This window comes from Photobacterium sp. GSS17, from assembly GCF_028621875.1.
GTDB classification, from domain to species: domain Bacteria; phylum Pseudomonadota; class Gammaproteobacteria; order Enterobacterales; family Vibrionaceae; genus Photobacterium; species Photobacterium ganghwense.
The window spans coordinates 237,284-262,751 of record NZ_CP117517.1 but is presented as its reverse complement, the minus strand read 5'-3'; the positions used below and the strand labels follow the sequence as shown (position 1 = coordinate 262,751).

Here is a 25,468-nt window from a genome sequence, read left to right as displayed (position 1 = left end):
TTAACTGCTTGGAATAGTAAGTTTTTGTCCAACAGCCAGCTTGTCTGAACGCAACTGATTCACTTCACGCAGACGGTTTACACTGACCCCATAATGAGCCGCGATCTTACCGAGAAATTCACCACGCTGCACGGTATGATGAATCACTTCAGTTTGAGGGGCCGGACTGCCCTGATTCGCATTAATCTTCAGTTTCTGTCCGACCATTACATTGTCGGACTTCAGTTTGTTAAGTTCCCGAATACTGGCCACAGACACGCCGTAGTTAGCGGCAATTTTGCCCAGAAACTCGCCGCGCTTAACGGTGTGGGTCACCAACTTGACCGGCGTAGCCGGCGGCGGTGCTGCCGCAATCGACTGCGGCAGCTTGCCCGGAATCACCAGCACCTGACCAATATTGACACTATTGGACTTAAGGCTGTTGGCACTTTTTATCGCCGACACACTGGTGTCATACTTGGCAGCAATCACACTGAGTGACTGGCCTTTGGCCACCTTGTGTTTGATCCCCTGTTTACGCGAGGCAAACAGCGTTCCTTCCGGCGGCTTTTCGTTAAAGTACGCCAAGACACCACGATAAACCGCATCAGCCAGTTTGCGCTGATGGCCTTTCGTGTTCAGCAGCCGCTCTTCACTCGGGTTGGTAATAAACCCGGTTTCAACCAGCAGTGACGGAATATCCGGTGATTTCAGTACCGCCAAACTGGCATGCTCCGGCCGGTTCTTATGCAGCGTCGTCACTTTGCTCAGCTCTTTAAGCACCCGGTTGGCCACATCATAGCCCTCTTTTTGCGAGTGGCTGAATTGCAAATCCAGCACGGCCATGCTCAGGTACTGATCTTCATTGTTGGCTGACAGCACATCACCGCCACCCAGCAACTCTGACTGTTTCTCATGCTTTTCCAACCAGCGGCCAATTTCGGTGTTCGCCCGGCGGGTGTTCAGTACCCAAACCGAGGCACCACGCGGTTGCGGCTTGTGGAAACCATCAGCATGGATAGAGACCAGCAGGTGCGCTTTGTTCTTGCGGGCGATCTCCGAACGCTTATTCAGGTTCACAAAATAGTCGCCGCGCCGGGTCAGGACAGCTCGCATCCCCGGGGTCGCATTGATGCGCGCCACTACCTTTTGCGCGATGTCCATGGTCACGTTTTTCTCGTAAAGACGGCTTGGCCCGATAGAGCCAGGATCTTCACCGCCGTGTCCCGGGTCAATGGCCACAACAATATCGTCCGTCCCAAAAGGCAGGATGGCCTTCTGGTTCGCCACCGGGTTCGAGTTTTTCGCTTCGGGCTCAGCCTGTTTTACACTGGCCTTGCCGTGCGGCAGGTCGACCACCAGACGGTGCCCATAGTGCCCGTCCGGCGTCGGGGCCAGCTTAAATACATTGGGGGTCAGGCTCTTCTTTATCTCGAAGACCAGACGATAGGTGCCATCTTCCGGTGCGCCACTGCTACGAACCTGGCTCAGAACAGCGCTGTCTTGCACCGCCATTGGCAATTTGGTTTTCAGCGTGGTTTTTTTGAGATCCACCACCAGGCGATCCGGTTTGGTCAGGGTAAAGTAGCTGTAATCCACCTCCTCTCCCATATCCAGCACCACCCGGGTTTCATCCGGCGACGGCCAGACCCGGATCCCACTTAAATCATTGGCCAGCACCTGGGTACAAAAAAGCCCAGCCCCTAAAACTACAGCATGAAATAAAGCCCGTAACGACATCCTATCAACACAACTCCAAACGTTTGATCAGTTCACTACCGTATTCATTGTTCGCTGTGATGGTGACTTTGCGTTGCTCACCTTCGTAACGCATGTCCAGATCCAGATCCGGCGCAGGAAGCAGGCCACCCCCTTTTTCCGGCCATTCGACCAGACAAATGGCATCCGCCGAGAAGTAATCACGAATACCCATAAACTCCAGCTCTTCAGGATCCGCCAGACGGTACAAATCAAAGTGGTACACCTGCCAAGGTGGCAGTTCATAAGGCTCAACCAGCGTATACGTCGGGCTTTTTACGTTACCGGTATGACCCAAGGCACGAATAAAGCCACGGCTAAACGTGGTTTTTCCTGCACCCAGATCACCGTGCAGGTAAATAGTAGTTTGTCGCTGGCAGGCCTGAGCTAACTGCTGGCCCAACGCAACTGTCGCCTGTTCATCGGCAAGCAGGGTTTCAAATGTTTGCATTCTTTTCTTTATCTTGGGTTTACTTGTTGTCGAATATAGGGGAATAAATCACTGGGCAGCATACCACGCTCCCCGGCTTCTGCGCATGCATCTGCTGCGCGGGCATGTACCCAAACACCGATTCGGGCCGCTTCCGCCAGAGATAGTCCCTGGCCGAGTAAAGCACCTATCACGCCGGACAGTACATCGCCCATTCCCCCCGTCGCCATTCCCGGATTCCCTGCCGGGCAAAGCCAATGCTGCACACCATCATAAATCAGGCTTCCCGCACCTTTGAGCACTACTACCCCGCCATACTGCTTGTGCAGGGCATGGGTGGCAGCAAAACGGTCCTGCTCAATGTCAGCCACCGTGCAACCGAGTAAGCGTGCAGCTTCACCTGGGTGAGGAGTAATTATACGATTATTTTTATAGTCTGGTGAAAGGGCTAATAAGTTCAATCCATCAGCGTCAAGCACCATAGGTTTCTCGGTATCTGCCAGATGGAAATACAGCGCACGGCTCCAGTCAGTTTGTCCTAGCCCTGGCCCGAGAACCAGCACATCAGCCCAGTGCAGTCGTTCTTCTGCTTCGTGGGCCTTGTCTTGCCAACCCCGCGCCATTATCTCAGGAATCGCTGTCACAATTGACAGTACATTGTCAGGTTGGGTGAGCACCGCCGTCAGCCCGGCTCCCGCCCTTGCCGCCGCTTCCGCCGCCAGACGAATAGCCCCCCCCATCCCGGCATCGCCACCGGCCAGCAGGATCCGGCCATGATCCCCTTTATGAGCGGTCCGTTTGCGGCAAGGCAGTGCGAGCATGACATCATTATCAGAAACTACCTGTACCGAAGGTTGCTGCTGCGCATCAAACGCAGCCGCAACCCCGAGCCCCGCCAATATCAGTTGCCCGGTGTACGCGGCGGCCTGCCCGGTCAGCAGCCCTTGCTTACAGCCAATGAAAGTGACCGTGATCCTGGCTTGGATCGCACTCCCAAGCACCCGGCCGGTATCAGCGCACAATCCGGAGGGAATATCCACCGCCACAACCGGCAAAGCACTCTGGTTGATCGCAAGGATCGTAGCGGCCGCATCAGATCGTACGGATCCGGACAATCCGGTTCCCAGCAACGCATCAACCACCACATCCACCGTTTCGGGTACCGATGCTTCTGGTGCTGAAATGGTGCCGCCAACAGCCAGCCAGGCATCCCGCGCGATGGCCGCATCCCCCTGCAGCCGGTCAGCATCCCCTTGCTGCCAGAGTGACACTTGAAAGCCAGCCGTTTGTGCCAGCCGGGCTACAATATATCCGTCTCCTCCATTATTCCCGCCACCACAGCACACCAAGAGATGGCGAGCATCCGGAAATGAACGGCAAAGCGTTGCAAATACCGCCTCACCAGCCCGCTCCATCAACTGGTACATTGCTACCTGACAGGCTTTGGCAGCCTTAGCCTCACCCTGTCGCACCTGCGCGGCGGTATAGAGCCGACGCGGCCACACTGTTGACGCCATCCCGATCTCCTTTCATCCGGTTCTTTCTTTGCAAGATAGTGCCGAAATCCCGTTCGGCTGACAATGGATCCCGCAGATCCGCCCGACAGACTTTTACCGGAATTTTTCCTCAACATTCACCATGATTGTGGTAGACTTCCGCCCCCAATTCACCAGGGATCCTATGTAATGACCATCGACTACCGCGATCTTGCCAACCACATCAAGCAATGGGGCCAGGAATTAGGCTTCCAGCAGGTGGGCATCTGCGATGTCGATCTAAGCCGTCATGAAGCACAGCTGCAACGTTGGCTGGACGCAGGTTATCACGGGGAGATGGACTGGATGGCCCGCCACGGCATGATGCGTGCCCGGCCAGCAGAACTGTTGCCGGGAACCGTTCGGGTGATCAGTGTGCGGATGAATTATCTGCCACCCGAAGCGGGATTTGCCCAAAGCCTCGGTCAACCAGATACCGCCTACGTCAGCCGCTATTCCCTGGGACGTGACTACCACAAGCTCATCCGTAACCGACTCAAGCAGTTGGGGCAAAAAATCGAAGCGGCCGTCGGTCAGTTCGGTTATCGCCCTTTTGTGGATTCCGCCCCGATTCTGGAACGCCCTCTGGCTGAAAAGGCTGGGTTGGGCTGGACTGGCAAGCACTCTCTGATTCTCAACGAACACGCAGGCTCCTGGTTCTTTCTGGGTGAACTGCTTATCGACCTGCCCCTGCCTGTCGACACCCCGGTAGAAAACCAATGTGGTAAATGTGTGGCCTGTATGACCAGCTGCCCCACAGGGGCGATTGTGGAAGAAGGGGTCATTGATGCCAGACGCTGTATTTCTTATCTGACCATTGAATTTGATGGGGTGATTCCGGAAGAGTTTCGCGAGCCGATCGGTAATCGCATCTACGGTTGCGATGACTGCCAGCTGGTCTGCCCCTTCAACCGTTACGCCGATGTCACGGAAGAGCAAGACTACCACTGCCGGGAAAGCCTGTATCAGCAACCTCTGGTCACCTTATTTCAGTGGGATGAAAATCAATTTCTGAAAAATACCGAGGGTTCTGCGATCCGACGTATCGGACATGTGCAATGGCTACGTAATATCGCCATCGCCATGGGTAATGCCCCATATAGCACAGAGCTTGTTCAGGCGTTAGAACAGCGGCTTGGCGAGCACGAACTGCTGGACGTTCACATTCAGTGGGCGCTGGGCAAGCAACATGAACGTGCAAACCAGGCCAATCAGCTCCCTCATCTCACAGCACAACGTATTGAGGTTTTACCGGCTAAAACACGGCGCCTTATTCGTATTGTAGAAAAAGGATTGCCACGCGATGCGTAGGCTGCGAATAATCCGGCTATCGTGTTGCAACCTGATTAACACAGATTGAGAGTTGAGTCAGTCTTATGGGGAAATGTGGAAAACATTTTCATTTGAGCGTATTTATACCCAGATGAAAATATTAAACACAGCTCGGACTGGCAGGTGCTGAAAAAGTTATTCAGTCATCCACATAGTGGATCAGGTTGTATATAAACCTTGAGTAACCCAACAAAAAACCATACAAAACAACACCTTAAACTGTTGATAAGTTTTGTGTGTTTTCCGGACATCGAAATAAAAAAAAGATAAATACAGACTTGTTCACACGCTATCGGCACACGTAATCAACTGACTTACCCACAAGTTATAGATGTGGATAACTCTGTGCATGATCCGGTTATTTCTTGCCGAAAACTTCTCTTAAACCCAAGCGCCGCCAAGGTTTGAAGCCTATCTGTCTGGAAGAGGAAGGACTGAGATATCACATACCCTCTGTTGGTAACTTTCTGGAACGAAGACAGTTATCAAGTAAAGAGCGCATGTTGCCATCTGGCACTGGCCACAGAGCATCATGAATTGTGAACAAATGCACGCAATCGTCAGATCGCATGCTCAATTCATTGATGATGTGTTGAAGCTGAAAAGCTTCTTCGGTTCCAGTAACTCCCGTTATGGAACATTGACGCAACACACAAGGCTACCGGTTATCGAATACCCCAGGAATGCTGCAATGGAACTAATACTTCACAGTAGTAGCTGTGCCGGTCTCCTGATTTATGCACAAGAGCGGCAACAATGGAGTGCAATGGTTACTTGACCAAAGCTCTCAAGAATTTGGTTGCGGGGGCCGGATTTGAACCGACGACCTTCGGGTTATGAGCCCGACGAGCTACCAAGCTGCTCCACCCCGCGTCCGTATTGTGTCACCGTTAAGCACGATGAAGGCTATAAACTGGAGCGACACACGAGGTTCCCGATCTTCGAGGAACTTGGCGTGACCTCAACCTTGGCAAGGTTGCGCTCTACCAACTGAGCTAGTGTCGCAATCGTCACCGTTAAGCACGATGAAAGCTGTAATTTGGATCGACACACGAGGTTCCCGATCTTCGAGGAACTTGGCGTGACCTCAACCTTGGCAAGGTCGCTCTATCAACTGAGCTAGTGTCGCATCATCACCGTTAAGCACGATGAAAGCTGTATTTGGAGCGACACACGAGGTTCGAACTCGTGACCTCAACCTTGGCAAGGTTGCGCTCTACCAACTGAGCTAGTGTCGCAATCGTCACCGTTAAGCACGATGAAAGCTGTATTTGGAGCGACACACGAGGTTCGAACTCGTGACCTCAACCTTGGCAAGGTTGCGCTCTACCAACTGAGCTAGTGTCGCAATCGTCACCGTTAAGCACGATGAAAGCTGTAATTTGGAGCGACACACGAGGTTCGAACTCGTGACCTCAACCTTGGCAAGTTGCGCTCTACCAACTGAGCTAGTGTCGCAATCGTCACCGTTAAGCACGATGAAAGCTGTAATTTGGAGCGACACACGGTTCGAACTCGTGACCTCAACCTTGGCAAGGTTGCGCTCTACCAACTGAGCTAGTGTCGCAATCGTCACCGTTAAGCACGATGAAAGCTGTAATTTGGAGCGACACACGAGGTTCGAACTCGTGACCTCAACCTTGGCAAGGTTGCGCTCTACCAACTGAGCTAGTGTCGCATCGTCACCGTTAAGCACGATGAAAGCTGTAATTTGGAGCGACACACGAGGTTCGAACTCGTGACCTCAACCTTGGCAAGGTTGCGCTCTACCAACTGAGCTAGTGTCGCAATCGTCACCGTTAAGCACGATGAAAGCTGTAATTTGGAGCGACACACGAGGTTCGAACTCGTGACCTCAACCTTGGCAAGGTTGCGCTCTACCAACTGAGCTAGTGTCGCATTGGTTGCGGGGGCCGGATTTGAACCGACGACCTTCGGGTTATGAGCCCGACGAGCTACCAAGCTGCTCCACCCCGCGTCCGATTTTCACCGTTAAGTACGATGACAACTTTAAATTTGGAGCGACACACGAGGTTCGAACTCGTGACCTCAACCTTGGCAAGGTTGCGCTCTACCAACTGAGCTAGTGTCGCATTTGGTTGCGGGGGCCGGATTTGAACCGACGACCTTCGGGTTATGAGCCCGACGAGCTACCAAGCTGCTCCACCCCGCGTCCGATTTTCACCGTTAAGTACGATGACAACTTTAAATTTGGAGCGACACGAGGTTCGAACTCGTGACCTCAACCTTGGCAAGGTTGCGCTCTACCAACTGAGCTAGTGTCGCATTTGGTTGCGGGGGCCGGATTTGAACCGACGACCTTCGGGTTATGAGCCCGACGAGCTACCAAGCTGCTCCACCCCGCGTCCGATTTTCACCGTTAAGTACGATGACAACTTTAAATTTGGAGCGACACACGAGGTTCGAACTCGTGACCTCAACCTTGGCAAGGTTGCGCTCTACCAACTGAGCTAGTGTCGCATTTGGTTGCGGGGGCCGGATTTGAACCGACGACCTTCGGGTTATGAGCCCGACGAGCTACCAAGCTGCTCCACCCCGCGTCCGATTTTCACCGTTAAGTACGATGACAACTTTAAATTTGGAGCGACACACGAGGTTCGAACTCGTGACCTCAACCTTGGCAAGGTTGCGCTCTACCAACTGAGCTAGTGTCGCATTTGGTTGCGGGGGCCGGATTTGAACCGACGACCTTCGGGTTATGAGCCCGACGAGCTAGCTACCAAGCTGCTCCACCCCGCGTCCGATTTTCACCGTTAAGTACGATGACAACTTTAAATTTGGAGCGACACACGAGGTTCGAACTCGTGACCTCAACCTTGGCAAGGTTGCGCTCTACCAACTGAGCTAGTGTCGCATTTGGTTGCGGGGGCCGGATTTGAACCGACGACCTTCGGGTTATGAGCCCGACGAGCTACCATGCTGCTCCACCCCGCGTCCGATTTTTTGAAAAGCAAAACAATTGAATATTTGCCTTTCGAGGCTGCGCATTATACGAAGAAATTAGACGGATGCAATACTTCCTAAAAAAAATATGGAAATTTCAATGCGACCGTCTAAATCATCATCAAATTTTGAAAATATGTTCACGATAGTAACGCAACTCATTGATTGAATCACGAATATCGTCCAGAGCCAGGTGACTGCCTTTTTTGTGGAATCCGGTCAGCAGATCAGGCTGCCAACGGCGGGTAAGTTCTTTCAGTGTACTGACATCCAGGTAACGGTAGTGAAAGTATTGCTCCAGCTCTGGCATATGTTTGTACAAAAAGCGGCGATCCTGCCCGATGCTGTTACCACAAATTGGTGACGCACCTTTAGGTACCCACTGCTCCAGAAAGGCAATGGTCTGACGCACAGCTTCTGTTTCATCAACCTTGCTCTCGCGCACTCGCGCTACCAACCCACTTTTAGTATGGGTGGAAGTGCACCACTCATCCATTTTTGCTAATTCCGACTCTGGCTGATGAACCGCCAGTACTGGTCCTTCAGCCAGCACATTCAGCTGCGCATCCGTCACGATCGTCGCAATCTCAATAATTTTATGGGCTTCAGGATCCAGCCCGGTCATTTCTAAATCGATCCAAATAAGGTTCTGATCGCTGATCGTCATCGGATATTGCCTATTCTATGAGTAAACCATGTATGATAATACCAAATGCAAGCCGATTGCGGGGAACAGACTACATTCCCTGACGGCAAACGCCTTTATTTTATCGTAAGCCAACTAACTGAACGAAATTCTTGTGGCAAAAAAGAAAAAGCTGACCAAAGGACAGAGCCGTCGTGTGCGCTCTAACCAAAACAAACGCCTAACGCGCGAAAAAGATGATATCCAGTGGGATGAATCCCTGCTGGAGTCAGCCCGTGAAGGCTTGGTGATCACCCGTTTCGGCCAGCATGCCGACATTGAAGATCCGGAAACCGGTGTGATTCACCGCTGCAACCTGCGACGCAGTATCCAGAGCCTGGTGTCCGGTGATCGCGTGGTTTGGCGCCCAGGGGTGGAAACCCTGCAAGGTATTGCCGGAGTGGTAGAAGCCGTACACGAACGCAGCTCCATGCTGACTCGCCCTGACTACTACGATGGCGTTAAAGCCGTGGCGGCAAACGTCAATCAGATCCTGATTGTATCCGCCGTTGTTCCGGAGTTGTCACTGAATATCATCGACCGCTACCTGATCGCAGCGGAAACGGTAGGGATCGAACCCCTGATCGTTTTAAACAAAGTCGATCTGTTGGATCCGGAAGCGCGTCACACCGTTGAGCAGATGCTGGCCCTGTACCAGAATATCGGTTATCAGGTGCGTATGGTCAGTTCCACCACCGGTGAAGGGCTGGACAGCCTGAATGATGATCTGAAAGATCACATCAGCATTTTTGCCGGTCAATCTGGCGTGGGGAAATCCAGCCTGGTGAACTCGCTGATGCCGGAAGTTGACGCCGAGGTAGGTGACATTTCTGAGAACTCGGGATTGGGCCAGCACACGACTACCGCAGCCCGTCTGTATCACTTCCCGCACGGCGGTGATTTGATTGACTCACCGGGAGTCCGGGAATTTGGTCTGTGGCACCTTGAGCCGGAGCAGGTGACCAATGCATTTGTGGAGTTCCGTGATTTTCTGGGCGGTTGTAAATTCCGCGACTGCAAACACGGCGACGATCCGGGCTGTCTGATCCGCGAAGCGGTTGAAGAGGGTAAAATCAGCCAGGAGCGCTATGACAGCTACCACCGCATAATTGAAAGCATGTCAGAGAACGTTGCTAACCGGCAATTCTCCCGCAACAAACCCGACTGATCCCCACTTCCCCCAACAATTGGGGGAAGTCTTCCTGGCCGGATGAGACTGACTTTGTTCGCTAAGTCAGGTATCATGCCCGGCTAGCGTTATGAATAAGTAATCATCTTGTTGATCGACTGAAAGTTTCTGGAAAAGATACCGTGCACGACAATCTTAAAATCGGCCTGCAGTACTGCGCGCCTAAACAGACCCTGACCCAGCTTGCCGGCAAACTGGCTTCCCTGAAAGCCGGTAAACTGACAACGACGGTAATCCGCTGGTTCATCCGCCGCTACGGCATTGATATGAACGAAGCACGGAACCCAGATCCGGCTGCTTATGCGACCTTCAACGACTTTTTTGTGCGTGAGCTGAAAGAAGGCGCACGCCCAATCGACGAAGACGCCCAAACGCTTTGTCACCCGGCAGATGCCTGCGTCAGCCAATTAGGCCCGGTAACGGCGGGACAGTTAATCCAGGCCAAAGGGCACACCTATGAAGCCGTTGAGCTACTGGGTGGCGATGCTGAGCTGGCTGCACAGTTCGATGACGGCCTGTTTGCCACCCTGTACCTGTCGCCGAAAGATTACCACCGCGTCCACATGCCATGTGACGCAACGCTGCGCCAAATGATTTACGTTCCGGGTGAGCTGTTTTCCGTAAACCCGCTGACGGCACAGAACGTACCGAACCTGTTTGCCCGTAACGAGCGCGTCGTCTGTATCTTTGATACCGATTTCGGCCCAATGGCACAGGTACTGGTGGGTGCCACCATTGTCGGCAGCATCGAAACCGTCTGGGCAGGCACAATCACGCCACCTCGCAGTCCACGCGTGCATCGCTGGGACTACCCGGCAGACGGTGAGCAAGCCATCACCCTGAAAAAAGGGGAAGAAATGGGTCGCTTCAAGCTGGGATCAACCGTGATTAACCTGTTCCCGAAAGCCGCCGTTGAGTTTGTGGAAGGTCTGGAACCGACCACCCCGACTTTGATGGGCAGCGCGTATGCCCGCCGCCTGAATGCTGATGCGACAGTCGCTGACATCGCACAAGCATAATCAGTTAACACTTTTACATTTAAGGGGCCTCTGGCCCCTTTTTTTGTGCAAAAAATCGACCACGCCGAGGGAATTCCCCGCCCCTCAATAGTATGCTGGCGGCTATTAATTCATATGCAAACCAACAGACTATGCCAACATTTTCGCTTGCCCATATCTTCAAACTGCTGGTTGCTTTCGGGATCCCGCTCGGTATCCTGACGCTGCCGATTGATGCGATTCCGATTGACGATCTCACCCTGACCCAGCATCGTCTGCTGGCCATTTTTGCCCTCGCGGCCCTGTTGTGGGTACTCGAGCCAGTGCCGGTATTTGCCACTTCCATTCTGATTATCGCCCTGGAACTGATCATGATTTCCGATAAAGGGCTGCACCTGTTCCGCATTCCCCCGGAAGGGCACGACATGGGGGTAATGCTGCAATATACCGACATTTTTGGCGCCTTTTCTTCACCGATCATCATTCTGTTTATGGGCGGCTTTGCCCTCGCGATTGCCGCCTCCAAATATGAACTGGATAACAATCTGGCCCGAGTCCTGCTCAAACCGTTTGGAACCCAGCCCAAATTCATCATGCTGGGCCTGATGCTGATCACCGCAGTGTTCTCGATGTTTATGTCTAACACCGCAACCACGGTGATGATGCTGGCACTGCTGGCCCCTATTGTGGCCTCGGTTCCCAAAGGAGATATCGGCATCAAAGCGCTGGTGCTGTGTATTCCTGTCGCGGCGAACACCGGCGGCATCGCCACGCCGATCGGAACCCCGCCCAACGCCATTGCCCTGCAGTACCTGACCGGAGAAAACAGCATCAGCTTTCTGGGCTGGATGACCATCGGCCTGCCGTTTGTGATTCTTCAGCTGACTTTTGCCTGGTGGTTGCTGCAAAAACTGTTTCCGTCCTCTCAGCGCCATATGACGCTCCAGCTGGACGGTCAGTTCCAGACCAGCTGGCAGGCAATCGTGGTGTATATCACTTTTGCCCTGACGATAGTGCTGTGGATGACCACCGCCCTGCACGGCATGAACACCTATGTGGTATCGATTATTCCACTGGCGGTGTTCACGCTGACCGGCATCATGGGGAAAGAAGAACTCAAGCTGATCAACTGGGATGTGCTATGGCTGGTTGCCGGGGGGATTGCGATTGGCCTCGGACTGGAGAAAACCGGTCTGGCTGAGGCACTGGCCCATGCCGTGGACTATGATGTGCTGTCGCCGATTGCCGTTGTCCTGACTTTGTCGATGATCTGCTGGCTGATGGCCAACTTCATGTCCAACACCGCCACCGCTAACCTGTTGATGCCCATTGCCGCAGCCGTGGCGACCTCCATGGACAGCCTGGCATCACTGGGCGGGTTGCAAGGGGTGCTGGTCGTGGTCGCTTTCTCGGCCTCTCTGGGGATGATCCTGCCGGTGTCTACGCCACCGAACTCCCTGGCGTACTCAACCGGACTGATTGAGAGCAAAGACATGGCCAAGACCGGCCTCATCATCGGGCTGGTTGGCCTCGCCGTCGTCTATGCCGGTGCCATGATCATCACCTGACCGTCAGCGTCTTTGCGGGAAGACGCTGTCGCGTAACGCTGAGACACAACGTTTATGACAAGGATGCGGCCTCACACCGCATCCTTTTTGCGTTCAACGCCCTGAAAAACCGAGTTTTGCAATGAGGGTCACGCAAAAACTAACATTTCTGGCTAATGATAAGCCCCAAACCGCCGATAAATGTTCATATTGCCGACGTTCTGACGCGCTTTTATCCGAACCCAGCGACAATCACACAGCCACACAACCACCTCCTCGCAATAACACTAAAAACATGCGCATTCGAGAGAGATATGATGAAACTGACACTAAAACTCAAAATACAGATCGCCATTGCAGTGATCATTGCTACCGTGAGCGCCGTTCAGGCGTGGATATCCATTTCCCAGCTGAAAGCAGAAACTACCTATGCCGTCAGTAACCAGATGAAAGACATGGGCCAGGCCACCAGCCGTTACATTACTGACTGGCTGGCAATCCGCAGTGACATGCTGCTGGCCAATGAAACCCTGATCGCCAATCAGGACAATATCGACCGTGAGTTACTGCTGACCAAACGTGCCGGCCAGTTCCTGTCGGTCTATGCCGGTTTCAGCGACGGCCATATTGCCTATGGCGATAAAACCGAAGACTGGCCGGCAGATTACGATCCCCGTAGCCGTCCTTGGTACAAAGATGCCATGGGGCAAAGCGGCCTGATCGTGACCGCACCTTATCAGGACTTTGACGGCAGCATGGTGGTCAGCCTGGCCAAAGCCTTCCGAGGTCAGCATCAGGGCGTACTGGCGGCCGATCTGACCATCACTGACATCATTCAACAGGTACTGAGCCTGAAGCTGGATCACGACGGCTTTGCCTTCCTGCTGGATGGCAACAACCAGATAGTGGCCTACCGTGATGAATCGCTCAGCCAGCAAGCCCTGACCCGTCTGGATGCCGATTTAACGCCCGCACTGCTGAAACAAATTGAGCGCGAGCAAACTATCCACGCTTTCCGTTTTGACACTGACAACCGTGACAAACTGCTGTATGCCACCCCCATCGCCGGGACGGACTGGACCCTGGTACTGGTGGAAGACAAAGATCTGGCCTATGCCTCGATTGGCCGCCAGATCACGTTTGTTCTGCTGGCCTCGGTAGCACTGTATGTGGTGATCGCCGCAATCGCGACCCTGATCTTCAACAGCCTGCTGCGTCCGCTGACCCGCCTGAGCGAGTCGATGGCGCAACTGGCACAAGGCAGCGGAGACCTGACCCAACGTATTGATATCGAGCGGCAGGATGAAATTGGGGAACTGGCCGAGCACGTTAACCGCTTCCTCGGTCAATTGCAGTCGATGATTAAAACCATTGTCGCGCAGTCGCACACCCTCGGTGAGCAGGCCGGTCACTCCGCCAATCAGACGGAAATGGCCAGCCACAAAGTGGCCGAGCAGCAAAATGACGTCAACCAGATCGCGACCGCCATTCACGAAATGTCGGCCACTTCTGCCGAGGTCGCCAGTCATGCCGAGTTGACCGCCTCGGCGGCGCAGGCTTCCACCACCGCCTGCGAAGAAGGTCAGGGCGTAATTGGCCAGAACCGTCATGCCATTACGCAGCTGGCCAATCAGGTGCAGGATGCCGCTCATGTGATTCACGAACTGGAACAAAATGCCCAGAATATCAATCAGATTCTATCAACCATTCAGGGCATTGCCGAGCAGACGAACCTGCTGGCGTTGAACGCTGCCATTGAAGCCGCCCGGGCCGGGGAACAAGGCCGGGGATTTGCGGTGGTCGCTGATGAGGTTCGCGTCCTGAGCCAGCGCACCCACGACTCAACTGAGGAAATCCGCAGCATGATTGACACCCTGCAGCAGAACACCCGTCAGGCGGTTGAGAGTATGGAGACCAGTACCGAATTGGCTGGTCAGAGCGTCGGTTACGCTGAAGCCGCCAGCGAAAGCCTCAACCAGATCACTCAAGCGATTACGGAAATATCGGACATGGCAACCCAGATTGCCAGTGCTGCCGAAGAGCAGCGCGCCGTGAGTGAAGACATCAGCCGCAATACTCAGGCCATCAAAGACGTCTCGGATCATTTGGCGGTCCAAACGGGGGCCGTGACCGAAAGCGCCCGGGCGATGCACCGTGCAGCAAACGAAATGCGTGAGGATGTCTCTCGCTTTCAGGTCTGATTGCCGTGACGAAACGGGTGTCGTCATGAACATCGCCTCTTAAACACTCAGGCAATAACGTCTGGTTGTTCCTTCTCCGGCCGCCTTTATTGCGCGGCCTTTTTGTTTTCCTTACAACCGCTTCGCCTCTCAGCCGTCTAGGCTTGATACCAGGCAAGCGAAACGCCCGCAGCAAAGCTGCCGACACGACGGCACGGTGCCAACTGCCTCGCAAAACTAAGACCTAACTTTTCATTATCTGCCGTCATTTTTTGCTAGATTCCAACATAGCTGCCAAAACGGCGATTTCCTCATTCCCCCCACCCGGCACCGCCGTAAAATGCGCCGGCCGAGCCAGACAGCCCGGTCATATAACAATCAGAGAGGGCAACATCGTGAACACAACCATGACCAAAGCAGCATTATTCTTGCTGGCCGCCAGCTGGGCCACCCAAACCAGCGCCGCCGACTGGCATTATGAGGGCGCCCATGGCGTCGAACACTGGGGTGAGCAGTTTGAAACCTGTGGCGAGGGGCTGAACCAGAGCCCGGTAAACATAACCGAAACCCTGTCCGCCAAACTGGCACCATTACATATTGATTACCAAGGCCAGGTGAGTGAACTTATCAACAACGGCCACACCATTCAGGCCAATGTCAGCGGGCAAAACACCCTGGACATTGAGGGCGAAACCTTCACCCTCAAACAGTTCCATTTCCACACGCCGTCAGAAAACACCATCAAGGGCAAACAATTTCCGCTGGAGGTCCACTTTGTCCATGCCAGCTCACAAGGGCAACTGGCTGTCATTGCCGCCATGTTTGAAACCGGCCCGCGGGGTAACGCAACCCTGGGCAACCTGCTGAACAGCCTGCCGGAAACCGGGGAAACCCGCACACCGGGCGCAACCATCAACCCGGCGGACCTGTTGCCGCGTGAACGCGACTATTACCGTTTCAGCGGCTCGTTAACGACCCCACCTTGTACCGAAGGAGTACGCTGGTATGTGTTGAAAGAGCCTCAGGCCAGCAGCCCGGCACAGACCACAGCCCTGCACGAAATCATGGGGGATAACGCCCGACCGGTGCAGCCGCTCAATGCCCGGGTGATCCTGCAATAACGACCGCCGCAGATTCCGTCTGCCGTCCCTCCCACCGCACCTGACACATCCGGGGTAGCCGACCCGCGCTGCCCCAAGCTCTGCCAGCCAGCCAGCCAGCCAGCCAGCCAGCCAGCCAGAAAAACATTGCACCGCTTGGCACCCTTGCCGCAAGATAAGCGCCCTGCACCGCTGTGCTTCGCCCGATGCGCAGGCAACTCACTGTACGATAAGGAATATCATGGGTTACGAATGGCTGGCGCTCGGCGCCGCAATGCTGTGGGCTGTCAGCAGCCTGATTTCTGTCACACCGTCCCGCCATCTCGGCGCCTTTGCCTACAGCCGCTGGCGGATGGCCTGCGTCACGGTCATGCTGTCCGTCATAGCCTTACTGAACGGCGGCTGGGCCACCCTGCACTGGGAAGCGGCCAGCGTCATGCTGTTATCCGGTCTGGTTGGGATCTTCATCGGCGATACCGCCTTGTTTGCCTGTTTCAACCGTATTGGCCCGCGTCGCGCCGGACTGCTATTTTCCTGCCATGCGGTTTTTTCAGCGTTACTCGGGATCTGGCTGTTTGATGAACAGCTACTGGGTTGGAAACTGGTGGGTGGCATTCTGGTGTTCAGCGGCGTGGCTCTAGCCATCTTTTTCGGCCAGAGCCGTCAGAAAGATGCCAGCCACCACCATTGGGAAGGCAGTCACGGTACCCTGTGGATCGCGATTGCTCTGGGTCTGACCGCAGCACTGTGCCAGTCGTTAGGTGCGGTGATCGCCAAACCGGTGATGCAGACCGATATTGACCCGGTTGCAGCGTCAGCCATGCGCATGGCCAGTGCCTTTGCTGCGCACAGTCTGCTGCGGGTCACCGGGCTGCGCCTCGCCCGTCCGCACCAACCAATCACCCTGTCCATTTTCCTGCAGGTTGCCCTAAATGGCTTTCTGGCTATGGCGGTCGGGATGACATTTATCCTCTATGCCCTGCGCTACGGCGATGTCGGCATGGTGGCGCTGCTCTCTTCCACGACCCCTATCATGATTCTGCCTCTACTGTGGCTGTATACCCGAATCATGCCGCCCTGGCAGGCCTGGTGCGGCGCCTGTCTGGCAGTGCTGGGCACCGTATTGATTCTGAGCCACTAAGCGCCACACAGCTCATACAATGATGACAAGCGTACGTAGACGTTTGAGATTAGGTATCAGAGCTTAAAACTATCAATAAAAGGGATGCATCCCACACCAGCAATTGAGAATCATTTGCATCTACGTGATAACGAGTTATACTTGCCACGTGTGAGTCAGCTCTGCGGGCGGTAAGACGCCTTGAAATCCTAACTGACGCCTGACCACACCGTCCACAGGCTGTTCCTCATGCCCTATGGCCGGGGCAGCGCTCCGTCAGAGGAGCTCAGACTGACAGACAGTCATCCTCGGGTGACTGTCTGTCGATTCTAAGTTTAAGCTTGGCCTACCTTAGTCTGCCTTTGCCTCTTTCAGACTCTCTCATTCGTTGTGTTGGTCGATACGATCCTTATCAGGCAATCTCGATCGGAAACGCTGTTACACGATCAATATGATCCTGCCCCAGAGCCAGCATGATGAGACGATCAATGCCTAACGCCACGCCAGCACAGTCAGGAAAGCCCGCCCGAAGGGCGTTGACCAGATGCAGGTCAATCGGCTGTGGTGCCAGCCCCATCTCCAGTCGTTTGCGGTTGTCGGCTTCAAACCGTGCCAGCTGCTCATCGCCGTCGGCCAGTTCATGGAAACCATTCGCCAGCTCAATGCCTTTGAAATACACCTCAAAACGTTCTGCTACCCGCTCATCCGCCGGGCTGATTTGCGCCAGCGCCGCCTGAGAAGCAGGGAAATCATAAACAAACGCCGGGGCCTGCTGGCCAATTTTCGCTTCCACTCCCACGCTAAACAGTAACTGAAGCAGGGTATCCCGATCGTCTTCCGGCTCTGCAATATCAGCCAGTCCCAGCGTCGCCGCGACCGCTTTGAGTGCATCCATCTCCGCCGTCAGCGGGCACACGCCCAGTACCGTCAGAAACGCCTGCTGATAGGTCATGCGCTCTGCGGCCCCGCACTGCAGCACCATCTGCAACAGGTCATCCATTTCGTCCATCAGAGTGTGATGGTCAAAGCCCGGACGATACCATTCCAGCATGGTGAATTCCGGATTGTGATAGCGCCCGGATTCTTCATTGCGGAAGGATTTACAGATTTGGTAAATCGGCCCGCTACCTGCCGCCAGCAAGCGCTTCATATGAAATTCCGGGCTGGTCATCAGATACAGTTGTTGCCCGTTGGCAAAGCCCGGCCCAACAAACTGGGTCTGGAAAGTGTGCAGGTGAATGTCTGTCACGGTCGCCTGGCTCATCGCCGGGGTGTCCACTTCCAACACATCACGGGCGGCAAAAAAGGCGCGGATCTGAGCCAGAATCGCGGCTCGCTGCTTCAGTTGAGGAAGGGATGCAGTAGGTTGCCAATGGGTAGTCATAGCCGGTTTCGATCTTTCTAACTGCTGAAATAAAGGCCGTTATGGTAGCAAATCTGCGGATCTGAAACAGCCGCTCTGTGCATCCACAATTTATGAATAATTATGAACAAAATAAGACACGAAACCACAGCGACAAAACCACACCAAACACACATTGAGTTAACAATCCGGTCACGTCAGCGATATTAAACTAACATTCTTTCTGGGCGGAATGCCTTGTTCATCGGCTATCTTATTGGACAACAAGGATTTACGCCATAAAGTCGAAACACATCAACAACGAGCCAGAAACATCTAAAACAACTCGTTTTCAGTTGCTAACAATGACAAAACATTACAGCTTGTGACAATAATCACAGTTTCTGTAATCACCTTACTCTTAGGGGGTATTTCCTTGGAAAAGATGCGTCTAAATCAAATTTTCTACTGATTTTGTTTCATAGAATGAACTTAGGATTTCAAGGTTAAGTGCGCCCGGCGCACTTTTATAATTTTCGTCTTACCTTCGGAGGATAGCTGTGAAGACTATTACCACAGATATCGCTGTTGTCGGCGCAGGTGGTGCAGGCCTACGTGCTGCCATCGCTGCGGCAGAAGCAAACCCAGACTTGGAAATTGCACTGATTTCTAAGGTTTACCCAATGCGCTCGCACACCGTAGCCGCAGAGGGTGGCTCCGCTGCTGTCATCAAGGATGAGGATAGCTTAGACAACCACTTCAACGACACCGTTGGTGGTGGTGACTGGCTATGTGAACAGGACGTTGTTGAATATTTCGTAGAAAACGCCACTCGCGAGATGACCCAGTTGGAACAATGGGGCTGTCCGTGGAGCCGTAAAGAAAACGGTGAAGTAAACGTTCGTCGTTTCGGTGGTATGAAGGTTGAGCGTACGTGGTTCGCGGCCGATAAAACCGGTTTCCACATGCTGCACACCCTGTTCCAGACCTCTATCAAGTACAAGCAAATCAAACGCTTTGACGAATACTTTGTGGTTGATCTGATCGTCGATGACGGTGAAGTACAGGGCCTGGTGGCTATCCACATGTCCGAAGGTGAACTGATCTGCATTAAAGCGAAATCTGTGATCCTGGCCACTGGCGGTGCGGGCCGTGTTTACCACTGCAACACCAACGGCGGCATCGTGACCGGCGACGGTATGGCGATGGCATTCCGCCACGGCGTGCCACTGCGTGACATGGAATTCGTTCAGTACCACCCAACGGGCCTGCCTGGCACCGGTATCCTGATGACCGAAGGTTGTCGTGGTGAAGGCGGTATCATCGTTAACAAGAACGGTTACCGTTACCTGCAAGATTATGGCATGGGCCCTGAAACGCCAATCGGCCAGCCAAAGAACAAATACATGGAGCTGGGCCCTCGTGACAAAGTGTCACAAGCGTTCTGGCACGAGCAGCAAAAAGGTAACACCATCAAGCACCCACTGGGCGATGTGGTTCACCTTGACCTGCGTCACCTGGGTGAAGAATACCTGCATGAGCGTCTACCGTTCATCTGTGAACTGGCGAAAGCGTACGTCAACGTGGATCCGGCTAAAGAGCCGATTCCAATTCGTCCGACCGTGCACTACACCATGGGTGGTATCGAAACCAACAGCCACAACGAAACCCGCATCAAAGGTCTGTTTGCCGTTGGTGAATGTTCATCGGTAGGTCTGCACGGTGCGAACCGTCTGGGCTCTAACTCCCTGGCTGAGCTGGTTGTCTTCGGCCGCGTTGCCGGTGAAGGTGCGGCTGAGCGTGCACAGTCTTTCAAAGGCTGGAACGATGCAGCAGTGAAAGCACAGATGGACGCGGTTCAGGCACGCATCGATGCTCTGATGGCTCAGGAAGGCGACGAAAACTGGGCTGACATCCGTACTGAAATGGGTCAATCCATGGAAGCCGGTTGTGGTATCTACCGTCAGGAAGATCTGATGCAAGCCACTATCGACAAGTTGGCTGAACTGCGTGAGCGCTACAAGAAAATCAGTATCAAAGACAAAGGCAAAGTGTTCAACACTGACCTGCTGTATGCGATTGAAGTGGGCTACGGCCTGGAAGTGGCAGAAGCCATGGCGCATTCCGCCATCAATCGTCGTGAATCGCGCGGTGCGCACCAGCGTCTTGACGATGGCTGTACCGAGCGTGATGACGTGAACTACCTGAAACACACTCTGGCATTCTATAACGGTGATCAAGCACCGCGTATTGATTACAGCGATGTCACTATCACCAAGTCGCAGCCAAAAGCCCGTTTGTACGGCGCGGCAGCGGAAGAAGCGGCAGCTAAAGAAGCCGCTGAGAATAAGTAAGGAGCAGGCATAATGTCAGACAATCGCATTCAGAAAGTAGAAATTCTGCGTTATGACCCGGCGAAAGACGCAGAGCCGTACTTCGAAATGTTCGAAGTCCCTTTTAACGAAACCATGTCCGTACTGGACGCGCTGGGTTACATCAAAGATAACCTGGACAAAGATCTGGCTTACCGCTGGTCTTGCCGGATGGCGATCTGTGGTTCATGCGGCATGATGGTCAACAAGGTGCCAAAACTGGCCTGTAAGACCTTCCTGCGTGATTACCCGAACGGTCTGAAGATCGAAGCACTGTCTAACTTTGCGATCGAAAAAGACCTGATCGTTGACATGACGCCGTTCATCGAGCGTCTGGAAGCCATCAAGCCATACATCATCGGGAACAATCGCAAACCGGAAGACGGCCCGAACAACCAGACTCCGGCACAAATGGCGAAGTATAAGCAGTTCTCCGGCTGCATCAACTGTGGCCTGTGCTACGCCGCGTGTCCGCAGTTCGGCCTGAACCCTGAGTTCATTGGTCCGGCAGCACTGACCCTGGCTCACCGCTACAACCTGGACAGCCGCGACAATGGCTCTGCAGAGCGTATGAAGCTGATCAACGGTGAAAACGGTGCATGGGGCTGTACGTTCGTGGGCTACTGTTCGGAAGTGTGTCCGAAGAGCGTAGACCCGGCAGCAGCGGTTAACCAAGGCAAAGTGGAATCATCAAAAGATTTCGTCATTGCCATGATGAAACCTCAGGAGGCATAAGGATGACCAATCGTAAACCTTACGTTCGCGAAATGAAGCGTACCTGGTGGAAGGATCACCCTTTCTACCGCTTCTACATGGTGCGTGAAGCCACGGTTCTGCCGCTGATCTTCTTCACCCTGTGTCTGACCTTTGGTCTGGGCTGTCTGGTGAAAGGACCGGAAGCCTGGCAGGGCTGGCTGGACTTCATGGCTAACCCGGTTGTCATCGTGCTGAATATCCTGGCACTGGCCGGCAGCCTGTTCCATGCTCAAACGTTCTTCAGCATGATGCCTCAGGTTATGCCGATCAAAGTGAAAGGCAAAGCCCTGGATAAGAAAGTGGTTGTCCTGGCCCAGTGGGCTGCGGTTGCTGCGATCTCCCTGTTCGTTCTGGTACTAGTTTAAGGAGTGCATTGTGGTTAATCTCAATCCAAGACGTTCTGACGAGCCAATCTGGTGGGGACTGTTTGGTGCAGGTGGTACCTGGTTCGCCATGATCACCCCGGTAACGGTACTGGTTCTGGGCATCATGGTACCAATGGGTATGCTGGATGCAGACGCAATGAGCTACGAGCGCGTGTCCGGTTTCGTGACCAGCATCATCGGTGGCCTGTTCACCATCGCGACACTGGCGCTGCCAATGTGGCATGCGATGCACCGTCTGCATCACGGTATGCATGACCTGAAAATCCATGCTGGTACAGCAGGTAAAGTGGGCTGTTACGCCACGGCTTTCCTGATTTCTGCCCTAGCCGTGATTTTTGTCTTCATGATTTAAGACAGATCCTGACCATTAAAAAGCACCGCAATGCGGTGCTTTTTTTATTGCCGGGTTTGATGACCGTGTCCGATTACTTCTCTTTGGCGGCCAGTTTGTCGCTTTTTTCCAGCAGCCCCAACGCACCAAGCCCGGTGATCACATCCAGGTTGGAGGTCATCTTGCCGCCTTCCCCGCCACCAAAATAGTTTTTCGGCATTTCCACCTGATAGTTCTTGAGGTTATTGTACAACGCCGTGGACACATCCCGGTTCAGCTCGGCCAGATAGACCTCACGGTTAGCGCCGTACGCATCGTATTTCGCTTTCAGGATTTCCGCCTCTGCCCGGCCCTTGGCCAGAATCGCTTTGGCTTCATACTCCGCCGACAGGGAGTTCGCTTTCTGAATGGCCAGGTTAGCTTCGGCAATGGCCAGCTCCTTTTCTTTTTCGACTTCAGCCAGGCGCTTTTTCTTCTCGACTTCGACGATTTCCCGCTCCGCAATCTGGCGTGCGACTTCAACCTCTTTCTGCTGAGAAATGATCGCCAGCTCTTTGTTGCGCTGGGCATCCTGTACTTCACGGGTTCGCTGAATTTCTTTGCGCAGCTGCTCGGTTTCTGCCTGCGCTTTTGAGGTTTCCTGCTCTTGAATGGCCCGGATACGATCAGCAACCAAACGTTTCTTGTCCGACAGCAGCTTATCCAGTTGCTCTTCCGGCTTAGGATCCCCAATCGTGACCTGTGTGACCGCAATGCCGTACTGGCTGAGCGGGTTGTCCTGACGTTTCGGGCTGCCTTGTTTGTCAAACACCGGGACGGTTTTCCACACCAGCTGCTGGGTACGCTGCAACTGATTCGGGTTGGTCTGATTGATGCCCACCGGTGCCAAGTCAATCTGTTCGACTTCCACCTGACGCCGCTCGGTCATGTAGATCCCGTCGCGCAGCTGATCACCCAGCTTAGATTTAAACTGGTTAAGCCCGCCCTGGAAAAACTCCTCCCCCGTGTATTGGGTGGCCGTAATGACCGTCACGTTCCGGGCATTCTTCACCAACAACGCATCGATCAGGTTATTGTTATTACGAAATTCACGGTGCATTTTGATGATGGCTTGTGGATCCTGAGACAGCTTAAAACGAAACGTCACCGGAATCTGGCCGATATAGGTGTCAGCAAACCGCACTTGAATCGCTGGCAGGCGCTGATAGAAGTCTTCCCCGGTCGTATTGCCGTAAGACACCGTAATCACCTGATCATATTGGGTGATTTTGGACAAAAAAGGCATCCGCAAGTGAATGCCGGGCTCATTGAACACCGCCAGCTCACCGGTCACATTATTCTGGTGCACATAGGTGTAACCGGCATCGGTCATCAGGATGGAGTTATTGATCAGGCCAAATAGCGCTGCCGCACCAAGAATGCCACCGACCACGGGCATAGAGACTTTGTTTTTCAATACCGCCTGCAACTGAGGTTTCGCGTCCACGTCTGATTCCTTCTGAATTCATCAACGCCATCAATAGTAAACAGATGGCATATCAAGCGTTAGCAATTCTTTGCTTTGACAGGAATTTACCGTACACGCTTCAAAAAACGCCTTGCCGCAGACATAAAAAAAGGCCGCCTGAGCGACCTTTTTTGACGAATCAACCGCCTTATTTCACGCGGCTTACGTATTCACCAGAGCGAGTGTCAACTTTGATCACTTCACCGATCTGGATGAACAGAGGAACACGTACGACAGCACCGGTTGACAGTGTCGCAGGCTTACCGCCTGTACCCTGAGTATCACCTTTCAGACCTGGATCCGTTTCAACCACTTCCAGCTCAACAAAGTTTGGTGGCGTTACCGCGATTGGGTTGCCGTTCCACAGTGTCAGCGTACAAGCGTTGTTTTCTACCAGCCATTTCGCGTTGTCGCCTACTGCTTTCACATCTGCCGCGATCTGCTCGAACGACTCATTGTTCATAAAGTGGTAGAACTCACCGTCGTTGTACAGGTAGTCCAGTTCAGAATCAATTACGTCAGCAGCTTCAACGGTTTCGCCAGATTTGAAAGTCTTTTCAAGAACCTTGCCAGAAAGCAGTTTACGAATCTTAACGCGGTTAAATGCCTGGCCTTTACCTGGCTTAACAAATTCGTTTTCGATAATGACACACGGTTCATTATCTAGCATAATTTTCATTCCGCCGCGGAATTCATTGGTGCTGAAAGACGCCATTTTTATCCTCTTAACATCTTCGAGTTGTAATTAATGCCGCACATAATAACCCGAAACGCCGCAACTGTTGAGCAAAACTGGCTTAATGATCTTGCGAATGCGATTTCTGATCCGATTCAGCTGCTAAATACCCTGCAAATTGATCCAGCCCCGTGGGAGCAAGGGTTAGCAGCCCGGAAATTATTTGCGCTGCGTGTCCCTAAGAGCTTTGTCGATAGAATGGAACTTGGCAACCCGTATGATCCATTATTGCGCCAGGTGCTACCCTTAGCGGAAGAATTTGAAGTCCATGACGGGTATTCCAACGACCCGCTGGAAGAGCAGGATAATGACATCCCGGGGCTGCTGCACAAGTACAAAAACCGGGTACTGATGATTGTCAAAGGCGGTTGTGCGGTCAACTGCCGCTACTGTTTCCGCCGCCACTTCCCGTATCAGGATAATCCCGGCAGCAAACGCACCTGGCAACTTGCCCTCGACTATATTGCCAGCCAGCCGGAGGTCAATGAAGTGATCCTGTCTGGCGGCGATCCGCTGATGGCCAAAGACACGGAACTGGAATGGCTGATCAGTGGTATTGCGGCAATCCCTCATGTCAAACGGCTCCGCATTCACTCCCGTTTGCCGGTTGTCATTCCGGGGCGTATCACTGACGAGTTATGTCAGTTGCTGAGCCAAAGCCGACTGCAGGCCATTATGGTGACCCACATTAACCACGCCAATGAAATCAACGGTGAATTGACAGCAGCCATGGCCAAACTGAAACTGGCCAACGTGACCCTGCTGAACCAGGGCGTATTGCTGCGGGGGGTCAATGACTCTGTCGGTGCCCTGACGCAACTGAGCGAAGCGCTGTTCAGCGCCGGTATCCTGCCTTATTACCTGCATGTGCTTGATCGGGTACAGGGCGCGGCACATTTCATGGTGGGCGATGACGAAGCCCGTCGCCTGATGGCGGGGCTGATGGAAAACGTGTCCGGTTATCTGGTACCGAAACTCACTCGCGAGATTGGCGGTCGCCGCAGTAAAACCCCGCTCGATCTTCATCTCGAATAATCTTTCCCCCCACGCATTCTTTTCTAAAGGGCAGTCAAACTGCCCTTTTTTTCACCGTTCGCACCACCCTTTCGCCTCTTGCTCGCTTTTTTGTTAAAGAAACCATACAGCGTGTCGTAAATTACATACTGACACCGTACAAAATGGAATAAAGATCACATTTGTACAAACAAGAAGCCACAAGAA

Annotated in this window: 19 protein-coding genes and 20 tRNA genes; 12 read left to right on the top strand and 27 right to left on the bottom strand. The window is 53.5% G+C overall.

From position 1 onward, the window contains the following. From PGW97_RS01290 to PGW97_RS01280, 3 genes are read right to left on the bottom strand one after another with little or no spacing between them, the layout of a single operon-like run. Nucleotides 1-1,719, bottom strand: coding sequence for an N-acetylmuramoyl-L-alanine amidase (locus tag PGW97_RS01290; RefSeq protein ID WP_047887586.1), 1,719 nt, complete (start codon nucleotides 1,717-1,719; stop codon nucleotides 1-3). A gap of 4 nt (nucleotides 1,720-1,723) precedes the next feature. Beyond that, nucleotides 1,724-2,188 carry a tRNA (adenosine(37)-N6)-threonylcarbamoyltransferase complex ATPase subunit type 1 TsaE gene (tsaE, locus tag PGW97_RS01285; RefSeq protein WP_047887585.1) on the bottom strand — a complete coding sequence of 155 codons (465 nt, stop codon included), beginning with the start codon at nucleotides 2,186-2,188 and terminating at the stop codon, nucleotides 1,724-1,726. Between the two features lie 8 nt (nucleotides 2,189-2,196). Next, nucleotides 2,197-3,684 carry an NAD(P)H-hydrate dehydratase gene (locus tag PGW97_RS01280; RefSeq protein WP_273858252.1) on the bottom strand — a complete coding sequence of 496 codons (1,488 nt, stop codon included), beginning with the start codon at nucleotides 3,682-3,684 and terminating at the stop codon, nucleotides 2,197-2,199. A gap of 174 nt (nucleotides 3,685-3,858) precedes the next feature. Here PGW97_RS01280 and queG point away from each other — a divergent pair, with 174 nt between their 5' ends. After that, nucleotides 3,859-5,013 carry a tRNA epoxyqueuosine(34) reductase QueG gene (queG, locus tag PGW97_RS01275; protein WP_273859611.1) on the top strand — a complete coding sequence of 385 codons (1,155 nt, stop codon included), beginning with the start codon at nucleotides 3,859-3,861 and terminating at the stop codon, nucleotides 5,011-5,013. Between the two features lie 817 nt (nucleotides 5,014-5,830). Here the strand turns inward: queG and PGW97_RS01270 are convergent. From PGW97_RS01270 to orn, 21 genes are all read right to left on the bottom strand, one after another. Then, nucleotides 5,831-5,907 (bottom strand) — tRNA-Met (locus PGW97_RS01270). A gap of 41 nt (nucleotides 5,908-5,948) precedes the next feature. Then, nucleotides 5,949-6,039 (bottom strand) — tRNA-Gly (locus PGW97_RS01265). Nucleotides 6,040-6,196: 157 nt separating this feature from the next. Next, a tRNA-Gly gene (locus PGW97_RS01260) sits at nucleotides 6,197-6,272 on the bottom strand. Between the two features lie 34 nt (nucleotides 6,273-6,306). Then, a tRNA-Gly gene (locus tag PGW97_RS01255) sits at nucleotides 6,307-6,382 on the bottom strand. A gap of 35 nt (nucleotides 6,383-6,417) precedes the next feature. Continuing rightward, a tRNA-Gly gene (locus PGW97_RS01250) sits at nucleotides 6,418-6,492 on the bottom strand. 35 nt (nucleotides 6,493-6,527) lie between these two features. After that, nucleotides 6,528-6,601: transfer RNA gene (locus PGW97_RS01245), tRNA-Gly, on the bottom strand. Nucleotides 6,602-6,636: 35 nt separating this feature from the next. Beyond that, nucleotides 6,637-6,712: transfer RNA gene (locus PGW97_RS01240), tRNA-Gly, on the bottom strand. A 34-nt stretch (nucleotides 6,713-6,746) separates the two neighbouring features. Continuing rightward, nucleotides 6,747-6,822, bottom strand: a tRNA-Gly gene (locus tag PGW97_RS01235). A gap of 35 nt (nucleotides 6,823-6,857) precedes the next feature. Then, nucleotides 6,858-6,933 (bottom strand) — tRNA-Gly (locus PGW97_RS01230). Nucleotides 6,934-6,935: 2 nt separating this feature from the next. Continuing rightward, a tRNA-Met gene (locus PGW97_RS01225) sits at nucleotides 6,936-7,012 on the bottom strand. Nucleotides 7,013-7,051: 39 nt separating this feature from the next. Beyond that, a tRNA-Gly gene (locus PGW97_RS01220) sits at nucleotides 7,052-7,127 on the bottom strand. Nucleotides 7,128-7,130: 3 nt separating this feature from the next. Next, nucleotides 7,131-7,207: transfer RNA gene (locus tag PGW97_RS01215), tRNA-Met, on the bottom strand. A 39-nt stretch (nucleotides 7,208-7,246) separates the two neighbouring features. Next, nucleotides 7,247-7,320: transfer RNA gene (locus PGW97_RS01210), tRNA-Gly, on the bottom strand. A 3-nt stretch (nucleotides 7,321-7,323) separates the two neighbouring features. After that, nucleotides 7,324-7,400 (bottom strand) — tRNA-Met (locus PGW97_RS01205). A gap of 39 nt (nucleotides 7,401-7,439) precedes the next feature. Continuing rightward, nucleotides 7,440-7,515, bottom strand: a tRNA-Gly gene (locus PGW97_RS01200). A gap of 3 nt (nucleotides 7,516-7,518) precedes the next feature. Continuing rightward, nucleotides 7,519-7,595: transfer RNA gene (locus PGW97_RS01195), tRNA-Met, on the bottom strand. Nucleotides 7,596-7,634: 39 nt separating this feature from the next. Next, nucleotides 7,635-7,710, bottom strand: a tRNA-Gly gene (locus PGW97_RS01190). Between the two features lie 3 nt (nucleotides 7,711-7,713). Further along, nucleotides 7,714-7,794, bottom strand: a tRNA-Met gene (locus tag PGW97_RS01185). Nucleotides 7,795-7,833: 39 nt separating this feature from the next. Next, a tRNA-Gly gene (locus PGW97_RS01180) sits at nucleotides 7,834-7,909 on the bottom strand. A gap of 3 nt (nucleotides 7,910-7,912) precedes the next feature. After that, nucleotides 7,913-7,989, bottom strand: a tRNA-Met gene (locus PGW97_RS01175). Between the two features lie 130 nt (nucleotides 7,990-8,119). Next, nucleotides 8,120-8,665, bottom strand: a complete 546-nt coding sequence (orn, locus tag PGW97_RS01170) for an oligoribonuclease (RefSeq protein WP_207103364.1) — start codon at nucleotides 8,663-8,665, stop codon at nucleotides 8,120-8,122. A 133-nt stretch (nucleotides 8,666-8,798) separates the two neighbouring features. Between orn and rsgA the strand changes: the two genes are divergently transcribed. The 6 genes from rsgA to PGW97_RS01140 all read left to right on the top strand — a co-directional run bounded on the left by rsgA (nucleotide 8,799) and on the right by PGW97_RS01140 (nucleotide 16,838). Further along, the gene (rsgA, locus tag PGW97_RS01165; RefSeq protein WP_207103365.1) at nucleotides 8,799-9,851 is read left to right on the top strand and encodes a small ribosomal subunit biogenesis GTPase RsgA; all 1,053 of its coding nucleotides are present in this window, start codon (nucleotides 8,799-8,801) and stop codon (nucleotides 9,849-9,851) included. A gap of 143 nt (nucleotides 9,852-9,994) precedes the next feature. Further along, entirely contained in the window at nucleotides 9,995-10,891 is an 897-nt protein-coding gene (gene asd / locus PGW97_RS01160) for an archaetidylserine decarboxylase (RefSeq protein ID WP_273858251.1), read from the top strand. Between the two features lie 131 nt (nucleotides 10,892-11,022). Next, nucleotides 11,023-12,438 carry an SLC13 family permease gene (locus tag PGW97_RS01155; RefSeq protein ID WP_047885299.1) on the top strand — a complete coding sequence of 472 codons (1,416 nt, stop codon included), beginning with the start codon at nucleotides 11,023-11,025 and terminating at the stop codon, nucleotides 12,436-12,438. A 296-nt stretch (nucleotides 12,439-12,734) separates the two neighbouring features. Next, nucleotides 12,735-14,618: a methyl-accepting chemotaxis protein gene (locus tag PGW97_RS01150; RefSeq protein WP_273858248.1), complete on the top strand. Its 1,884-nt coding sequence runs from the start codon at nucleotides 12,735-12,737 to the stop codon at nucleotides 14,616-14,618. A 386-nt stretch (nucleotides 14,619-15,004) separates the two neighbouring features. Continuing rightward, nucleotides 15,005-15,718, top strand: a complete 714-nt coding sequence (locus PGW97_RS01145) for a carbonic anhydrase (RefSeq protein WP_047885237.1) — start codon at nucleotides 15,005-15,007, stop codon at nucleotides 15,716-15,718. Between the two features lie 220 nt (nucleotides 15,719-15,938). Beyond that, nucleotides 15,939-16,838 (top strand): DMT family transporter, encoded by a 900-nt coding sequence (locus PGW97_RS01140; protein WP_273858245.1) that lies wholly within the window; start codon nucleotides 15,939-15,941, stop codon nucleotides 16,836-16,838. Nucleotides 16,839-17,229: 391 nt separating this feature from the next. Here the strand turns inward: PGW97_RS01140 and epmA are convergent, their stop codons facing one another. Then, nucleotides 17,230-18,201, bottom strand: a complete 972-nt coding sequence (gene epmA, locus PGW97_RS01135) for an elongation factor P--(R)-beta-lysine ligase (protein ID WP_207103368.1) — start codon at nucleotides 18,199-18,201, stop codon at nucleotides 17,230-17,232. 518 nt (nucleotides 18,202-18,719) lie between these two features. On the opposite strand from epmA, the gene frdA reads away from it, so the two are divergent. The 4 genes from frdA to frdD are packed head-to-tail and all read left to right on the top strand — an operon-like array spanning nucleotide 18,720 to nucleotide 22,025. Beyond that, nucleotides 18,720-20,513: a fumarate reductase (quinol) flavoprotein subunit gene (frdA, locus tag PGW97_RS01130; RefSeq protein WP_047885240.1), complete on the top strand. Its 1,794-nt coding sequence runs from the start codon at nucleotides 18,720-18,722 to the stop codon at nucleotides 20,511-20,513. 12 nt (nucleotides 20,514-20,525) lie between these two features. Then, on the top strand, nucleotides 20,526-21,266 hold the full coding sequence (locus PGW97_RS01125; RefSeq protein ID WP_047885241.1) for a succinate dehydrogenase/fumarate reductase iron-sulfur subunit: 741 nt from the start codon (nucleotides 20,526-20,528) through the stop codon (nucleotides 21,264-21,266). Nucleotides 21,267-21,268: 2 nt separating this feature from the next. After that, entirely contained in the window at nucleotides 21,269-21,652 is a 384-nt protein-coding gene (gene frdC / locus PGW97_RS01120) for a fumarate reductase subunit FrdC (protein ID WP_047885242.1), read from the top strand. A 10-nt stretch (nucleotides 21,653-21,662) separates the two neighbouring features. After that, nucleotides 21,663-22,025 (top strand): fumarate reductase subunit FrdD, encoded by a 363-nt coding sequence (gene frdD, locus PGW97_RS01115; protein WP_047885243.1) that lies wholly within the window; start codon nucleotides 21,663-21,665, stop codon nucleotides 22,023-22,025. A 73-nt stretch (nucleotides 22,026-22,098) separates the two neighbouring features. On the opposite strand, the gene PGW97_RS01110 is transcribed toward frdD, so the two are convergent. Then, the gene (locus PGW97_RS01110; protein ID WP_084712556.1) at nucleotides 22,099-23,442 is read right to left on the bottom strand and encodes an SPFH domain-containing protein; all 1,344 of its coding nucleotides are present in this window, start codon (nucleotides 23,440-23,442) and stop codon (nucleotides 22,099-22,101) included. Nucleotides 23,443-23,659: 217 nt separating this feature from the next. Next, nucleotides 23,660-24,226 carry an elongation factor P gene (gene efp / locus PGW97_RS01105; protein ID WP_047885245.1) on the bottom strand — a complete coding sequence of 189 codons (567 nt, stop codon included), beginning with the start codon at nucleotides 24,224-24,226 and terminating at the stop codon, nucleotides 23,660-23,662. Nucleotides 24,227-24,259: 33 nt separating this feature from the next. On the opposite strand from efp, the gene epmB reads away from it, so the two are divergent. Then, entirely contained in the window at nucleotides 24,260-25,282 is a 1,023-nt protein-coding gene (gene epmB, locus PGW97_RS01100; protein WP_047885246.1) for an EF-P beta-lysylation protein EpmB, read from the top strand. The last annotated feature ends 186 nt before the right edge of the window (nucleotides 25,283-25,468 follow it).

Excerpts from the sequence above, each read along its gene's own strand:
- PGW97_RS01290 (WP_047887586.1), bottom strand. The coding sequence starts at position 1,719 with ATGTCGTTACGGGCTTTATTTCATGCTGTAGTTTTAGGGGCTGGGCTT.
- tsaE (WP_047887585.1), bottom strand. The coding sequence starts at position 2,188 with ATGCAAACATTTGAAACCCTGCTTGCCGATGAACAGGCGACAGTTGCG.
- PGW97_RS01280 (WP_273858252.1), bottom strand. The coding sequence starts at position 3,684 with ATGGCGTCAACAGTGTGGCCGCGTCGGCTCTATACCGCCGCGCAGGTG.
- orn (WP_207103364.1), bottom strand. The coding sequence starts at position 8,665 with ATGACGATCAGCGATCAGAACCTTATTTGGATCGATTTAGAAATGACC.
- PGW97_RS01155 (WP_047885299.1), top strand. The coding sequence starts at position 11,023 with ATGCCAACATTTTCGCTTGCCCATATCTTCAAACTGCTGGTTGCTTTC.
- PGW97_RS01150 (WP_273858248.1), top strand. The coding sequence starts at position 12,735 with ATGAAACTGACACTAAAACTCAAAATACAGATCGCCATTGCAGTGATC.
- PGW97_RS01145 (WP_047885237.1), top strand. The coding sequence starts at position 15,005 with ATGACCAAAGCAGCATTATTCTTGCTGGCCGCCAGCTGGGCCACCCAA.
- PGW97_RS01140 (WP_273858245.1), top strand. The coding sequence starts at position 15,939 with ATGGGTTACGAATGGCTGGCGCTCGGCGCCGCAATGCTGTGGGCTGTC.
- epmA (WP_207103368.1), bottom strand. The coding sequence starts at position 18,201 with ATGACTACCCATTGGCAACCTACTGCATCCCTTCCTCAACTGAAGCAG.
- PGW97_RS01125 (WP_047885241.1), top strand. The coding sequence starts at position 20,526 with ATGTCAGACAATCGCATTCAGAAAGTAGAAATTCTGCGTTATGACCCG.
- frdC (WP_047885242.1), top strand. The coding sequence starts at position 21,269 with ATGACCAATCGTAAACCTTACGTTCGCGAAATGAAGCGTACCTGGTGG.
- PGW97_RS01110 (WP_084712556.1), bottom strand. The coding sequence starts at position 23,442 with ATGCCCGTGGTCGGTGGCATTCTTGGTGCGGCAGCGCTATTTGGCCTG.
- efp (WP_047885245.1), bottom strand. The coding sequence starts at position 24,226 with ATGGCGTCTTTCAGCACCAATGAATTCCGCGGCGGAATGAAAATTATG.
- epmB (WP_047885246.1), top strand. The coding sequence starts at position 24,260 with ATGCCGCACATAATAACCCGAAACGCCGCAACTGTTGAGCAAAACTGG.